The sequence below is a fragment of the Pseudomonas sp. 18173 genome (assembly GCF_050432945.1).
GTDB lineage: Bacteria > Pseudomonadota > Gammaproteobacteria > Pseudomonadales > Pseudomonadaceae > Aquipseudomonas.
In genome coordinates this window covers 54,085-68,823 of sequence record NZ_JBKFTN010000013.1, presented here as the reverse complement: position 1 = coordinate 68,823, position 14,739 = coordinate 54,085, and the positions used below count along the sequence as shown (strand labels likewise).

Sequence of the window (14,739 nt, the reverse complement as noted above, 5' to 3'; positions counted from 1 at the left end):
CATCACGAGAGGTGCTTATGCACGATCCGTTTGAACAGTCTTTGCGCGACATGCTCAACGCCTCACCGTCCACCCGGGACGACGATGCGTGCCTTGGGCGTGTACTGAAAACCGCCAACCGCCAGGTCGGCGCCGGTGATCTGTTCAGCCTGCTGGGGCGCTGGTTGCCCGCACTGATGATCGCCCTGAACAACGGATCGGCCCATGTCGCGCCAGTGTCCCGTCTTCGTAAACCTGCTGCCCGCACTGCTGATAAGGCTGATTGAATATGGAACTTGATCTCTGGACCCAGAGCCTCGTCACTGCAATGACTGCGTTGTGGACAAAAGTTGCGAACTTCATTCCGAACCTGTTCGGCGCACTGGTTGTGCTGCTGTTGGGTTTTGTCGTGGCCAAGCTGCTGGACACCCTGCTGTCCAAATTGCTCGCCAAATTGGGCCTTGACCGCTTGATGGGCGGCACCGGCCTGACCAAATTGCTGTCCCGCGCCGGATTGCAGGTTCCCATTTCGACCCTGATCGGCAAGATCGTCTATTGGTTCGTCCTGCTTATTTTTCTGGTTTCTGCCGCAGAATCTCTTGGACTTGAACGGGTTTCAGCTACGCTGGATATGCTTGCGTTGTATTTGCCGAAGGTTTTCGGTGCGGCGCTGGTATTGCTGGTAGGGGTTTTGCTGGCGCAACTGGCCAATGGGCTGGTGCGTGGAGCGGCAGAAGGCGTGGGCCTGGACTATGCTGCAGGGCTTGGGCGTATTGCCCAGGGCCTGGTGATCATCATCAGTATTTCGGTTGCGATCAGCCAGCTGGAGGTCAAGACCGACCTGCTGAACCATGTGATCGTGATTGTGTTGATAACCGTTGGTCTGGCGGTAGCGCTGGCCATGGGGTTGGGAAGCCGGGATATTGCCGGCCAGATTCTTGCGGGAATCTACGTGCGTGAGCTGTACCAGGTTGGGCAACAAGTGCGTGTTGGTGAGGTCGAAGGCCAGATCGAAGAGATCGGCACGGTTAAAACCACATTGCTGACCGATGAGGGTGAGCTAGTCTCTCTTTCCAATCGGATCCTCCTTGAGCAGCATGTGAGTAGCCGCTAACCCGGCAAACCCTGCTAATGTATGCCGCCGCAAAATGCCCGCTGATGCTGGCTGCGGCGGACATTGACCTGACTGTCGGCCCGACTTGTTTTGAATAAAGCCCAATCGTTATCCATGCGCTACGACCCCCGCGAGCTCTCTGATGAGGAGTTGGTCGCGCGCTCGCATACCGAGCTGTTTCACGTAACGCGCGCCTATGAAGAACTGATGCGGCGTTACCAGCGAACATTATTTAACGTGTGTGCACGATATCTCGGGAACGATCGCGATGCAGACGATGTCTGTCAGGAGGTCATGTTGAAGGTGCTGTATGGCCTGAAGAACTTCGAAGGTAAATCGAAGTTCAAGACATGGCTTTATAGCATCACGTACAACGAGTGCATCACGCAGTATCGGAAGGAACGGCGAAAGCGTCGCTTGATGGACGCATTGAGTCTTGACCCCCTCGAGGAAGCGTCCGAAGAAAAGGCGCCGAAACCTGAGGAAAAGGGTGGACTTGATCGCTGGTTGGTGTATGTGAACCCGATTGACCGCGAAATTCTGGTGCTACGTTTTGTCGCAGAGCTGGAGTTTCAGGAGATCGCAGACATCATGCATATGGGTTTGAGTGCAACAAAAATGCGGTACAAACGCGCTCTAGATAAATTGCGTGAGAAATTTGCAGGCGTTGCTGAAACTTAGTTCAGCGCAAATATCTCTTACGTGTAGGCAAGTTCTGTTAGACTTGCCGCCGAGTTGTCCCCCGGTTTGCGGGACTGCTTCACAATCACCAGATGGGGATTTAACGGATGAAACTGAAAAACACCTTGGGCTTGGCCATTGGTACTCTTATTGCCGCTACTTCGTTCGGCGCACTGGCACAAGGCCAAGGCGCAGTTGAAGGCGAGCTCAACTACGGGAAGAAGTACAACGACAGCGTTAACAACGTTGAAGACGGCTACACTCCTGGCGCCTCCATCGGTTACTTCTTGACCGACGACGTATCGTTGAACTTGACCTACAACAATGACGACCACACCCGTTCGAACAACGGTACTGGCCATCAGAAAATCGAAGGCGACCAGTTCGGTCTGAACGCTCAGTACCACTTCAACAACGCTGGCGACGCTCTGCGTCCTTACGTTCAAGGTGGTGTCAAGCACGGCAGCATGACCAACGTAGCCGCTGACGGCCACACCGGTCGTGACCAGTCGACTTTCCTGACTGCTGGCGCTGGTCTGAAGTACTACTTCCTCGAAAACGTCTACGCTCGTGCTGGCGTAGAAGCTGACTACAAGCTGGACAACGGCCGTTGGGACTACATCCCGTCCGTAGGTCTGGGTGTTAACTTCGGTGGCGGCAACAAGCCTGCTGCTGCTCCGGTTCCAGCACCAGAAGTCTGCTCCGACAGCGACAACGACGGCGTTTGCGACAACGTTGACAAGTGCCCAGACACCCCAGCCAACGTAACTGTTGACGCTGACGGCTGCCCAGCTGTTGCTGAAGTCGTTCGTGTTGAGCTGGACGTGAAGTTCGACTTCGACAAGGCGGCAGTCAAGCCAAACAGCTACGGCGACATCAAGAACCTGGCTGACTTCATGAAGCAGTACCCATCGACCACCACTACTGTTGAAGGTCACACCGACAACGTCGGTCCTGACGCTTACAACCAGAAACTGTCCGAGCGTCGTGCAAACGCCGTTAAACAAGTTCTGACCAACCAGTACGGTGTTGAGTCGTCCCGCGTTCAGTCCGTTGGCTACGGCGAATCCCGCCCAGTTGCTGACAACAAAACTGAAGCTGGTCGCGCTGTTAACCGTCGCGTAGAAGCGCAGGTTGAAGCTCAAGCTAAGTAATTAGCTCGCAGCTCTGAGAAAAGCCCGGCTCTGGCCGGGCTTTTCTTTGCCTGCGATTTGGTGAAGAGGGGGGGCGTCAGGCGCGTTGAAGTCCAACATTCGTATCGACGAATAGAGTCTCTTCGCGAGCAGGCTCGCTCCCACAGGAGGGGATGGCTGCGACTGCGCCAATCACCAGGATTGCCGGGCTTTTCAACTCGAAGGCACAGGCATCTTCCTCCATTGCCTTCAGGCTGCTTCGACATTCCCGTTGATGTGGCAACGATGCATTTTCAATCATTGCCACAGGCGTATCTGCCGGCATTGCCCCCGCCAACAGTTGCTCACGGATTTCGCTGAGCTTCGCCACTCCCATGTAAATCACCAGTGTCGTGCCACCTTGGGCCAGCGCTTGCCAGTTCAGGCTGCTGTCATCTTGAGTGTGGGCGGTCACCAGCGTCACCCCGCGTGCCACGCCACGCAAGGTCAATGGAATATCGCATTGCGTCGCGCCTGCCAGCCCGGCAGTGATGCCGTTGACCATTTCGGTCTCGATGCCACGTTCGCGTAACCACTGCGCTTCTTCACCGCCACGCCCGAAGATGCACGGGTCGCCGCCCTTGAGCCTCACCACGCATTTTCCCTGACGGGCATAACGCAACATCAGGCGATGGATAAAGGCTTGCGGTGTTGAACGACAACCACCGCGCTTGCCCACCGGAATAATCCGTGCAGCGGGGCAATGCTCCAGCACTGCGTCGTTGACCAGATCGTCGATCAGCACCACGTCCGCTTCCCTCAACGCCCGAACAGCCTTGAGGGTCAGCAGCTCAGGATCGCCGGGACCTGCACCCACCAGCCAGACTTTTGCGCTCATAGTGTTTTCCTCACGAGATGGCGGCTTGCGGCTGCGCTTCGGCGGCCAGCAAACGCTTGATTTCCGGGACGCAGGAGCCGCATTGCGTGCCGCACCCCAATTCCTGTTTCAAACCCTGCAAATCGAGGCCACGGCGGATGCCGGCGCAGACCTCGTTCTGACTGACGTTTTTACAATTGCACAAGGTTTTGTTGCCGATCGCTTCGGCGTCGATCTGGCCCGGTGGTGCACTCAGTGGCGCCAGCAGCCAGCGCCGTAGCTGTTCATCGGCGCGACCTTCGAGCCAGAGGTTTTGCAGCCAGTGCCGGGCGAGGGTTTCACCCGCCAGGCGGATCGCGGTGATCCGGCCGTTCTCGATTCGCACGCGTTTACCGATGGAGCGTCGCGGATCGTCGTAGGCCAGGACCGGTCCATCGTTTAGTCCCAGGCATTGATCGATTTCGCGCAGCCATTGTGCATCTGGCGCCGTGGCGCTGGCAGCGCGAATCAGCAGCGCAGGGCGCTCACGACCGGTGAGGCTGAGGCTGACGTAGGAAAACGCCTCGCAGAGAGGGCGTAGAGTCTCAAAGTGTTGTTGGACATCGCCCTCTATCAGCGCGAAAAGGTGCCAAGGCAATTGCACCGGTTCCAGGCGCACGCCGCTGTGTTTGAGCTCCGGTTGTTTCGACAACGGGTCGAAAGCAGGCAGGGTGAGGCTGTTTACACCCCCCTTGAGAAAGCGGTCACCAAAATGCATCGGCAGGAAGGCCTGGCCCGGACGCACGCTGTCGTCACTGGCGACCGGTAGGATCACCGCACCACGGCGGCTTTTCAGGCTGATCAAATCGCCCGTTTGCAGGCGATGCCGGCGCAGCTCATCCGGGTGCAGGCTCAACACGGCTTCACTGACATGGCCGAACAACTGCGCGGCGGTGCCGGTGCGGCTCATGCCGTGCCATTGATCGCGCAGGCGGCCGGTGATCAAGGTCAGCGGGAAGCGTGCATCGCGTTGTTCTTTGGCCGCGCGATAGGGATCGGCCACGAACTGCGCGCGTCCATTGGCTGTGGCAAATACCCCGTCGACATACAGTCGTGCCGTGCCCTGGGCGGCACCCGAAGGGAAGGGCCACTGCTGCGGGCCGAGACGATCGATCAGCGCATGGCTGATTCCGGACAGGTCCAGATCGCGATCGCGAGTCAGTTGTTTGTATTCATCGAAGACTTGCGCGGGGTTATCAAACGCAAACAGGCTGGTTTGACCAGGACGCAGGTATTTTTCCAGGCGCTGTGCGAAATCCACGGTGATCGCCCAGTCCGGCCGCGCCTCACCCGGTGCGGTGATGGCCTGACGTACGTGGGAAATGCGCCGTTCGGAGTTGGTTACGCAGCCTTCCTTTTCCCCCCAACTGGCGGCGGGCAGCAGAAGGTCGGCAAATCTCGCGGTTTCAGTGGTGCCAAAGGCTTCCTGCAACACCACGAACGGGCAGGCTTGCAAGGCGGCGCGCACGGCCGTCTGGTCTGGCATGGATTGCGCGGGGTTGGTGCAGGCGATCCACAAGGCCTTGATCTTGCCGCTGCGCACTTGCTCGAGCAGCTCGATCGCGGTAAGCCCGGGGTTTTCCGGCAGTTGCTCGACGCCCCAGTAGGACGCCACTTGCGCACGGTGCTGTGCATTGGCGGCGTCACGGTGGCCAGGCAGCAGGTTGGACAAACTGCCGGTTTCCCGCCCACCCATGGCATTTGGCTGACCGGTTAAGGAGAAAGGTCCGGCGCCGGGACGACCGATCTGCCCGGTGGCCAGGTGCAGATTGATCAGTGCACTGTTTTTCGCGCTGCCGGCGGTGGACTGATTAAGGCCCATGCACCACAGCGACAGAAAGCTGGGCGATGTGCCGATCCATTCGGCGCATTGCTGCAATTGCTCGACGCTGATTCCGCAGAGCTGCGAAACCATTTGTGGCGTGTAGTCACGCACCAAGCTTTTCAGCTCGGCCAGACCCTCGGTGTGGTCCCTGATGAAGTCGCGATCAATCCAGTCTTCCCACAACAGCAGATGCAAAATCCCATGGAACAGGGCGACATCGGTGCCGGGCAAGATCGCCAGGTGCAGGTCAGCCAGATCGCAGGTATCTGTACGACGTGGGTCAATGACGATGACTTTCATCTGCGGTCGGCGGGATTTGGCTTCTTCCAGCCGACGAAACAGCACCGGATGGGCGTAGGCCATATTGCTGCCGACGATCATCACGCAATCGCTCAACTCCAGGTCTTCGTAGCTGCAGGGTGGCGCGTCGGCCCCCAGGCTGCGCTTGTAGCCGACCACCGCCGAGGACATGCACAGCCGCGAATTGCTGTCGATGTTGTTGGTACCCACCAGGGCACGCGCCAGCTTGTTGAAGGCGTAGTAGTCCTCGGTCAACAGTTGCCCGGAAATGTAGAACGCCACACTGTCCGGGCCATGCTCGGTTATGGTCGCGGCAAAAGCGCTGGCGGCGTGATCGAGGGCGGTATCCCAGTCGGTGCGGTGGCGGGCCAGGCCTTTGCCCAGGCGCAGTTCGGGATACAGCGCCCGCGCCGTCACGTCGCCGGTCAGGTGCAGCGTCGAGCCCTTGCTGCACAGTTTGCCGAAATTGGCCGGGTGTGCCGGATCGCCGCTGACGCCGAGGATGCGCTCGCCGTCGTGCTCGATCAGCACCCCGCAGCCGACCCCGCAGTAACAGCAGGTGGACGCGGTGATCTGGCGGTCCATCAGCCTGCATCCCGCAGGGCCAGCAGGACACGGCCATTTTCCACCCGGGTGAGGTGGTGATGGGCACAGCCGATGTCCGGAGCCTGGGCTTCACCGCTTTGCAGGTCGATTTGCCAGTTGTGCAGCGGGCAGGCCACCCGCTTGCCGTAGATCAGTCCTTGGGACAGCGGGCCGCCCTTGTGCGGGCAGCGGTCGTCGAGGGCGAACACTTCATCGTCGCTGGTACGAAAAATCGCGATGTCTCCCTTTGGGCCGGCGATGATCCGCGAGCCCAGGGCATTGATTTCATCCAGTGCGCAGATATCCAGCCAGTTCATGCCAGCACCTCCAGGTTTTTCACGGGGATGACGTCGAATTCTTTTTTCAGCTGTGGTTGTGCCAGGCGTTCCTTCCACGGGTCCTGTTCAAACGACAGCGAGAATTGCAGGCGATCGTTGAGTGCCTTGCGACGTTCCGGGTCTTCAAGCACGGCTTTCTTGATATGGTCCATGCCGACCCGCTGCAGGTAGTGCACGGTGCGCTCGAGGTAAAAGGCTTCTTCGCGATAGAGCTGCAGGAATGCGCCGTTGTACTCGCGGACTTCCTCGGCGGTTTTCAGTTTGACGAAGAACTCCGCGACTTCGGTCTTGATCCCGCCGTTGCCACCGATGTACATCTCCCAGCCAGAGTCCACGCCGATGATGCCTACATCCTTGATGCCGGCTTCCGAGCAGTTGCGCGGGCAACCGGAGACAGCCAGTTTCACCTTGTGCGGTGACCACATGTTGAACAGGTCATGTTCCAGCTCGATGCCCAACTGTGTGGAGTTCTGTGTGCCAAAGCGGCAGAACTCACTGCCAACGCAGGTTTTCACCGTGCGGATGGATTTGCCGTAGGCGTGACCGGACGGCATGTCCAGGTCTTTCCAGACCCCAGGCAGGTCTTGCTTGCGTATACCCAGCAAGTCGATGCGCTGGCCACCGGTGACCTTAACCATCGGTACGTTGTATTTGTCGGCAACGTCGGCAATGCGCCGCAGTTCCGAAGGATTGGTCACACCGCCCCACATCCGCGGGACGACCGAGTAAGTGCCGTCTTTCTGAATGTTGGCGTGAGCCCTTTCGTTGATCAGGCGCGATTGCGGGTCATCCTTGGCTTCCCCCGGCCAGGTGGAAATCAGGTAGTAATTGAGTGCCGGCCGGCAGGTCGCGCAACCATTGGGTGTACGCCAGTTCAGGTAGCTCATGGTGCCGGCGATGGTCAGCAGGTGCTGTTCGCGGATGGCTTGGCGGATCTGTCCGTGGTTGAGGTCGCTGCAGCCGCAGATGGCCTTTTCGCTTTTCGGCTTGACGTCGGCGGCGCCGCCCACGGTGTTGATCAGGATCTGCTCCACCAAACCCGCGCACGAACCGCAGGAGCTGGCGGCCTTGGTGTGTTTCTTGACGTCGTCGACGCTGAACAGTCCGTGTTCCTGGATCGCCTTGACGATGGTGCCTTTGCATACGCCGTTGCAGCCGCAGACTTCGGCGCTGTCGGCCATGCTCATGGCTTTGTCCTGGCCTTGGTGTCCTACGTCGCCGAGTGCATTTTCACCGAACATCAAGTGATCGCGGATCTCACTGATGGCGTGGTTTTCACGGATCTGCCGGAAATACCAGCCGCCATCTGCCGTATCGCCGTACAGACAGGCGCCGACCAGCACGTCATCCTTGATCACCAGTTTTTTGTAGACCCCGCCAATCGGGTCCGAGAGGGTAATGGTCTCGGTGCCTTCGCCACCCATGAAGTCGCCGGCGGAAAACAGGTCGATGCCGGTGACCTTCAGTTTGGTCGAGGTCACCGACCCCTTGTAGGTGGCAAAACCGAGCTGCGCGAGGTGGTTGGCGCAGACTTTGGCCTGTTCGAACAGCGGCGCCACCAAACCATAGGCGATGCCGCGGTGGCTGGCGCACTCACCGATGGCATAGATCCTGGGGTCATACGTTTGCAGGGTGTCGTTGACCAGAATCCCGCGGTTGCACGGAATGCCGGATTTCTCCGCCAGCTCGGTATTGGGGCGAATGCCGGCGGCCATCACCACCAGGTCCGCGGGGATGATGTCGCCGCTCTTGAATTGCACCGAGCCGACCCGGCCGTTGCCCGCGTCGTGCAAGGCCTGGGTCTGCTCGCTCAGGCGAAAGTGCAGGCCGCGAGACTCCAGGGCGGTTTGCAGTAATTGGCCGCTGGTCTTGTCCAGTTGCCGCTCCATCAACCACTCGCCGATGTGCACCACGGTGACGTGCATGCCCCGCAGCATCAGGCCGTTGGCAGCCTCCAGGCCGAGCAGGCCGCCACCGATCACCACAGCGTGCCGGTGGGTTTTCGCGGTGTCGATCATGGCCTGGGTGTCGGCGATGTCGCGGTAGCCGATCACACCCTCAAGGGTGTTGCCGGGAATGGGCAGGATGAAAGGCGTCGATCCGGTGGCGATCAGCAGGCGATCGTATTCGGCCTCGCTGCCGTCTTCGGCGATGACCCGGCGCTTGACCCGGTCGATCTCCACCACTTTGCGGTTGAGCAGCAGTTTGACGTTGTTGTCCAGGTACCAGCTCAGGTCGTTGAGCACGATCTCTTCGAAGGTCTGTTCGCCCGCCAGCACCGGCGACAACAGGATGCGGTTGTAGTTGGTGTGCGGTTCGGCGCCGAAGACCGTGATGTCGTACAGCTCCGTGCTCAGTTTGAGCAGTTCTTCCAGGGTCCGCACCCCGGCCATGCCGTTGCCGATCATCACCAGTTTTAGTTTTTTCATCAGGTTCTCCGGGGGGCTCAGGCCTGCCTCATCAGGGTTCAGGCCATGCTCGACAAATTTTGCGCAAACAAAAAAAGGCGTCCCGCTAGTTGCCTAGCGAGGACGCCTTTGTCCTGGTCCCGTTCTCTCGGGAAGTGCAGCCTTCGTCGTTGAAGCCTGCGCTTTATGTCTGTTGAAAGAGGTAATGCAGCGGTTGTGCCAAGTCGCTCAGATCCCGTGTTTATTGGTATTCTTCCCGTTTTCAGGGACAGAACCGCGAGGGAATGCACCGATTCAAAGCGCGTTGCCCGCTAATGGAGCGCAATCACCAGCAGCGCCAGGTTGAGCAACAGCGATACCAGCGCCAGTGTCCGCCAGACCTTCAGCGGCTCGCGTTCCAGCAACGGTTTGGGGCGCACATTCAAACTGCGGCGTTCGCCCTGCTCGAGCAGCAGCAGCCATTCTTCCGCCGTTTCGAAGCGTTGATCGGGGACCGCCGCCACGGCACGCTCCAGATTGTGGGCGATCCAGTCCGGCAGGTCGGGCCGGTAGCGGCTGGCGTTGACCGGGAGGCCAAACCTGGGGCGCTGGAACGCTTCGATTTCGCCATAGGGGTAGTGCCCGGTGAGCAGGAAATACAAGGTCACGCCGACGGCGTACAAGTCCTGCTGTGGCGTCGGCACTTCGCCGCGAAAAGCTTCCGGTGCGATGTAGCTGGGTGTACCCGGCAGGGCCCAGGGCAGGTCTTGCGAGAGGCCGGGGCAATAGGCAAGGCCGAAATCCAGCAGGCGCAACTCACCGTCGTGCCCCAGCAGCAGGTTTTCCGGTTTGATATCGCGATGCAGAATCTGCCGTCGATGCAACAGGCCGACCGCTCGCAGCAAGCGTTCGGCGATGTCTTGCCACTGGGGCAGCGGTAGCGGTCCGCTTTGCTCATGTCGTTGCGCCAGGGTAGTGCCCGAATATTCACGCATCACGTAGTACAAATGCTGACGCTGACTGGCGGCATGGACTTCAGGAAAATGCCGACCTGCCACGCGTTTGAGAAACCACTCTTCCGACAGCAGTGCCTGCCCGGCCTGGTGATCGTCGTGCAGGCGCCCCGGCAGCGTTTTCAGCAGCCAGGGTTGTTGCTGATGGTCGCGAACGCGATAAAGCAACGATTGCTGGCTCTGGGCGACGATCCCCTCGACCTGCCAGCCCTCGAACGCCTGACCCGGTTTCAAGGCTGGCGGCAGTGGCCATTGCTGCAAGTGAATCAGCGCATCGCCAATACTCGCTTCACCGAGGGCATCGACCCGCACCAGCAAGGCGCTGGCATTGTCCTGACTGCCCGCCAGGTGTGCAGCATTGACCAGGGTTTGCGCAGCACTTTGCAAGTCCGGTTGATCACGCAGGATCGCCGCAATGGCGGTATCGCCCAGGACAGCCCAGATGCCGTCGCTGAGCAGGACAAAGCTTTCGTCGGGGCGCAACTCACCGTCGAGAAAGTCCAGCACCAGATGTTGATCGAGGCCCAGCGCCCGTTTCAGCACGTGCTGCATGCCCGGCTGGTCCCAGACGTGATCCTCGCTGATGCGCTGCAATCGATCGGCGTGCCAGCGATACACCCGACAGTCGCCGACATGGGCCAGGGTAAAGCGCCGGCCACGCAGGACCAGCGCACTGAGGGTGGTCAGCAGCGGTTGTCCGCCGCCGTTGGCCTGCAACCAGCGGTTTTGCGCCAACAGCAGACGATCGAGTGCCTGTGCGACGCTCCAGGTTTCCGGCGTGGCGTAGTAATCCAGCGCCAGGGCCTGCAACGTCGAACGGGCTGCCAGGCCGCCATCGGCGCACTGGCTGACACCGTCGGCGATGGCGAACAGGTAACCTTTGCTCGCCGCCAGCGCCGGAGCTGGCGTGACCAGGCGCAGGGCATCCTGGTTTTCCTCGCGAGGACCGGTGGCGCTGGCTTCGGCGAAACTCAGTTGCAGGCTCATCGAGACCTCAGACCCGCGCAGCCGTCACGGCGGCCGAACCCCAGGTGGTTCTCCAGCGGCGTTTCACGCCGTGCAGGCCGAACCACGCCAATACGCCGAGACTGGCGAACAACCACAGCGCCAGTTGATAGCTGCCGGTGCTCTGTTTGATCGCGCCCATGCCGGCCGCGAGGGCAAAACCACCGATGCCGCCGGCCATGCCGATCAGGCCGGTCATCACGCCGATTTCCCGACGAAACCGCTGCGGCACCAGCTGGAATACCGCGCCATTGCCGGCCCCCAAACCAAGCATGGTGCAGACGAAAAGTGCCAGTGCGGCGTAGGAATTCGGCAGGTTGAAACCGACTGCGGTAATGCAGATCGCCGCGACGGTGTACATCGCCAGCAAGGTCCGGATACCGCCAAATCGGTCAGCCAGCGCGCCGCCCAAGGGGCGCATCAGGCTGCCGCCGAACACGCAGGCAGCAGTGTAGTAGCCGGCAGTGACCGGGCTCAGGCCGTACTGGTCGTTGAAATAGCCGGGCAGGGCGCTGGCCAGGCCGATGAAGCCGCCGAACGTCACGCTGTAGAAAAACATGAACCACCAACTGTCACGATCGCCCAAGGCCTTGAAGTAGTCGGCCATGGATTTGGCTTTTGGGCGCTCGGGGGCGTTTTTGGCCAGCCAGGCGAAAACGATCAGGGTCAGGATCAGCGGAATCAGGGCGAAGCCGAACACGTTGCTCCAGCCAAACGCCGCCGCCAGCACCGGGGCGATCAATGCGGCGAACACCGTGCCCGAGTTCCCCGCGCCGGCGATACCCATGGCCTTGCCTTGATGCTGCGGCGGATACCACTGCGATGCCAAGGGCAGGGCGACGGCGAAAGACGCGCCGGCCATGCCCAGGAACAGCCCCAGCAGCAAGGCTTGCTCGTAGCTGTGGATGCCGAGTTTCCAGGCGCCGAACAGAGCGCAGATGACGATGACCTGACCGATCAGGCCGGCAGTCTTGGGCGACAGGCGATCAGCCAGCATTCCCATGATAAAACGCAAGACCGCCCCGGCCAGAATGGGCGTGGCCACCACCAGCCCGCGTTGCTGCGTTGTCAGGTGCAGGTCGGCGGCGATCTGTACCGCCAGAGGTCCGAGCAGATACCAGACCATGAAACTCAGGTCGAAATAGAGGAAGGCTGCGAACAATGTCGGTGTATGGCCGGATTTCCAGAAGCTTGAATTCATCGCGCACCTCAGCTGTGAAGAGTCTCGGAAGGAGTCATGAGCTTGCAGGTGGGGCGCCGTTACGGCCGCACCACCGGCCCCGTGCTGTGGGGCCAAAACGAAAAAACGCCGCGACCCGATTCGCCAGGGGCAAATGAGGTGCGCGACGTCTTTGTCGTAGGTGGGGCAACCGCCGTTGGTTACCTGTGGTGATTGCTTAGCGAGATTTGTGCCAACAGTTAGAGACCGAGTCGCCGCCATTCGCGAGCAAGCCCGCTCCCACATGGATAGTGGGTGTCCACAAAATCTGTGGGAGCGGGCTTGCTCGCGAAGGCGATAGAACATTCACCACAGAACTTCAGCCAAGCAACTCACTCATGGCAATGATCTGCTCCGCCACCTGGATCAGCTTCTGCTGTCGGCTCATCGCCTGGCGGCGCATCAGGGTGTAGGCCTCTTCCTCGTTGCAGTTCTTCATTTTCATCAGCAGCCCTTTGGCCAGTTCGATGCGCTTGCGCTCGGCCAATTGCTGGTCGCGGGCATGCAGCTGGGCACGCAGGGCCTGGTCGCTTTCGAAGCGCGCCATGGCTACATCGAGAATCGGCTGCAGGCGTTGTGCGTGAATGCCTTCGACGATGTAGGCACTGACCCCGGACTTGATCGCCTGTCGCATCACCCCGGGGTCGTGCTCGTCGGTGAACATCACAATCGGTCGGGGCTGGTCGCGAGTCACCAGCACCACTTGTTCCATGACATCACGCCCCGGTGACTCGGTATCGATCAGGATCACGTCCGGACGCACCGTTTCGACGCGTTCGGGCAAGTCGATGGTCAGGCCGGATTCATCGATCACTTCGAAACCGGCCTCGGTCAGGGCGGCCTTCAGGCGTCCGACCTTTTTGGCCGTGTCGTTGATCAGCAGGATACGCAGCATGTTCGTGGTCTCCTGTCAGCGGCTGGCGGATCGGTGCGAGCTGTCGCTCATGGCGTGCAATGTGAAACTGCGGGCATAACCGGCCGGGTCCGAGCCGTCCCAGATCTTGCCGTCGATCAACTGGCTGCTGCGCATCGCCCCGGCGGGCGAAGCGACGCCGACGGCACTGGCGGCCTGACGGTAGAGGTCCAGTTGCTGGACCTGCCGGGCCACCGCGAGATAGTCCGGGTCATCGCGCAGCAAACCCCAGCGGCGAAACTGGGTCATGAACCACATGCCGTCGGACAGGTACGGCAGGTTGACCTCGCCATTCCCGTGCAAGCGCAGCGCGTGGGGGTCTTGCCAGCGATGGCCAAGACCGTCGGCGTAATCGCCCAGCAGGCGCGGTTCGATGCTGTCCAGTGGCGCATCAAGGTACTGTGCGGCACTGAGCAATTGTGCGGTACTGCGGCGATTCTCGGTGCTTGCTTCGATGAAGCGGCTGGCTTCCAGGACCGCCATCACCAAAGCCCGCGCGGTATTGGGGTATTGCTCGACGAATGCGCGGGTGCAGCCGAGGACTTTTTCCGGATGATCGGGCCAGAGCGCCTGGGTCGTGGCCAGGGTGAAGCCGAGGTCCTGTTGCACGGCGCTGGCCGACCAAGGCTCGCCGACGCAGAACCCGTCGATACGCCCGGCGCGCAGGTGCGCGACCATTTGCGGTGGCGGCACTACCACGCTGTCGACATCCAGCAGTGGGTGAATGCCCTGGCTGGCGAGCCAGTAATACAGCCACATGGCATGGGTGCCGGTTGGAAAAGTCTGGGCGAAGGTGAGTTTTGAGCGAGTTTGGTGCACGTGCCGATCCAGTGCTTCAGGAGTGGTCACTCCCAGCGCCTGCAAGCCGCGGGACAGATTGATGCTCTGGCCGTTCTGATTCAGGCCCATCAACACCGCCATGTCGGTCGCGGCCACGCCACCGATGCCCAGGTGAACGGCGTAGACCAGACCGTAGAGGCTGTGGGCCGCATCGAGTTCGCCGCTGACCAGTTTGTCCCGCAGGTTGGCCCAGGACGACTGGCGCTTGAGGTTCAGGGTCAAGCCGTGGGGTTGGGCGAAGCCCTGGGTGGCGGCGACTACCACCGAGGCACAGTCGCTCAGGGCCATGAAGCCGAGATTGATTTCGGTCTTTTCCGGGGCATCGCTGCCATTGACCCAGGCCAGGGGGCCGGCTGACGGTTCGTTCATCGCGCGTTCACCTTGCAAAAAAAACGTCGTCACAGGGCCCTGCATGGACAGGCCGGTGACGACGCCATTGTCTTTGCACGCATTCCATCATTGGTATGGGTGCTGGTGCCTAAAGTGGTGCAAGGCATATGCCATTAACCGTT

The 14,739-nt window shown here is 60.5% G+C and carries 12 protein-coding genes; 4 read left to right on the top strand and 8 right to left on the bottom strand.

What is annotated here, in order from left to right:
• The first annotated feature begins 17 nt into the window (after nucleotides 1-17).
• From ACLD1X_RS16025 to ACLD1X_RS16010, 4 genes are all read left to right on the top strand, one after another.
• Entirely contained in the window at nucleotides 18-266 is a 249-nt protein-coding gene (locus ACLD1X_RS16025; RefSeq protein WP_008048593.1) for a hypothetical protein, read from the top strand.
• Between the two features lie 2 nt (nucleotides 267-268).
• Complete coding sequence (locus ACLD1X_RS16020) at nucleotides 269-1,093, top strand: mechanosensitive ion channel family protein (protein ID WP_429369237.1); 825 nt, start codon at nucleotides 269-271, stop codon at nucleotides 1,091-1,093.
• A gap of 90 nt (nucleotides 1,094-1,183) precedes the next feature.
• Nucleotides 1,184-1,774, top strand: a complete 591-nt coding sequence (gene sigX, locus ACLD1X_RS16015) for an RNA polymerase sigma factor SigX (RefSeq protein WP_429369235.1) — start codon at nucleotides 1,184-1,186, stop codon at nucleotides 1,772-1,774.
• A gap of 107 nt (nucleotides 1,775-1,881) precedes the next feature.
• Nucleotides 1,882-2,928: an OmpA family protein gene (locus tag ACLD1X_RS16010; RefSeq protein ID WP_429369233.1), complete on the top strand. Its 1,047-nt coding sequence runs from the start codon at nucleotides 1,882-1,884 to the stop codon at nucleotides 2,926-2,928.
• A 76-nt stretch (nucleotides 2,929-3,004) separates the two neighbouring features.
• Here the strand turns inward: ACLD1X_RS16010 and cobA are convergent, their stop codons facing one another.
• The 8 genes from cobA to ACLD1X_RS15970 all read right to left on the bottom strand — a co-directional run bounded on the left by cobA (nucleotide 3,005) and on the right by ACLD1X_RS15970 (nucleotide 14,596).
• Nucleotides 3,005-3,784 carry a uroporphyrinogen-III C-methyltransferase gene (gene cobA / locus ACLD1X_RS16005; RefSeq protein WP_429369231.1) on the bottom strand — a complete coding sequence of 260 codons (780 nt, stop codon included), beginning with the start codon at nucleotides 3,782-3,784 and terminating at the stop codon, nucleotides 3,005-3,007.
• A gap of 10 nt (nucleotides 3,785-3,794) precedes the next feature.
• Nucleotides 3,795-6,512, bottom strand: a complete 2,718-nt coding sequence (locus ACLD1X_RS16000) for a molybdopterin-dependent oxidoreductase (RefSeq protein WP_429369229.1) — start codon at nucleotides 6,510-6,512, stop codon at nucleotides 3,795-3,797.
• Entirely contained in the window at nucleotides 6,512-6,829 is a 318-nt protein-coding gene (nirD, locus tag ACLD1X_RS15995; RefSeq protein WP_429369227.1) for a nitrite reductase small subunit NirD, read from the bottom strand. Before nirD ends, ACLD1X_RS16000 begins: the two co-directional genes overlap by 1 nt.
• On the bottom strand, nucleotides 6,826-9,279 hold the full coding sequence (gene nirB, locus ACLD1X_RS15990; RefSeq protein WP_429369225.1) for a nitrite reductase large subunit NirB: 2,454 nt from the start codon (nucleotides 9,277-9,279) through the stop codon (nucleotides 6,826-6,828). Before nirB ends, nirD begins: the two co-directional genes overlap by 4 nt.
• A gap of 290 nt (nucleotides 9,280-9,569) precedes the next feature.
• Complete coding sequence (locus ACLD1X_RS15985) at nucleotides 9,570-11,237, bottom strand: protein kinase domain-containing protein (protein WP_429369223.1); 1,668 nt, start codon at nucleotides 11,235-11,237, stop codon at nucleotides 9,570-9,572.
• A 7-nt stretch (nucleotides 11,238-11,244) separates the two neighbouring features.
• Complete coding sequence (locus ACLD1X_RS15980) at nucleotides 11,245-12,456, bottom strand: nitrate/nitrite transporter (protein ID WP_104449766.1); 1,212 nt, start codon at nucleotides 12,454-12,456, stop codon at nucleotides 11,245-11,247.
• A gap of 337 nt (nucleotides 12,457-12,793) precedes the next feature.
• Nucleotides 12,794-13,369, bottom strand: a complete 576-nt coding sequence (locus tag ACLD1X_RS15975) for an ANTAR domain-containing response regulator (protein ID WP_429369221.1) — start codon at nucleotides 13,367-13,369, stop codon at nucleotides 12,794-12,796.
• Nucleotides 13,370-13,384: 15 nt separating this feature from the next.
• Nucleotides 13,385-14,596, bottom strand: a complete 1,212-nt coding sequence (locus tag ACLD1X_RS15970; protein WP_429369219.1) for a CmpA/NrtA family ABC transporter substrate-binding protein — start codon at nucleotides 14,594-14,596, stop codon at nucleotides 13,385-13,387.
• Between the last annotated feature and the right edge of the window lie 143 nt (nucleotides 14,597-14,739).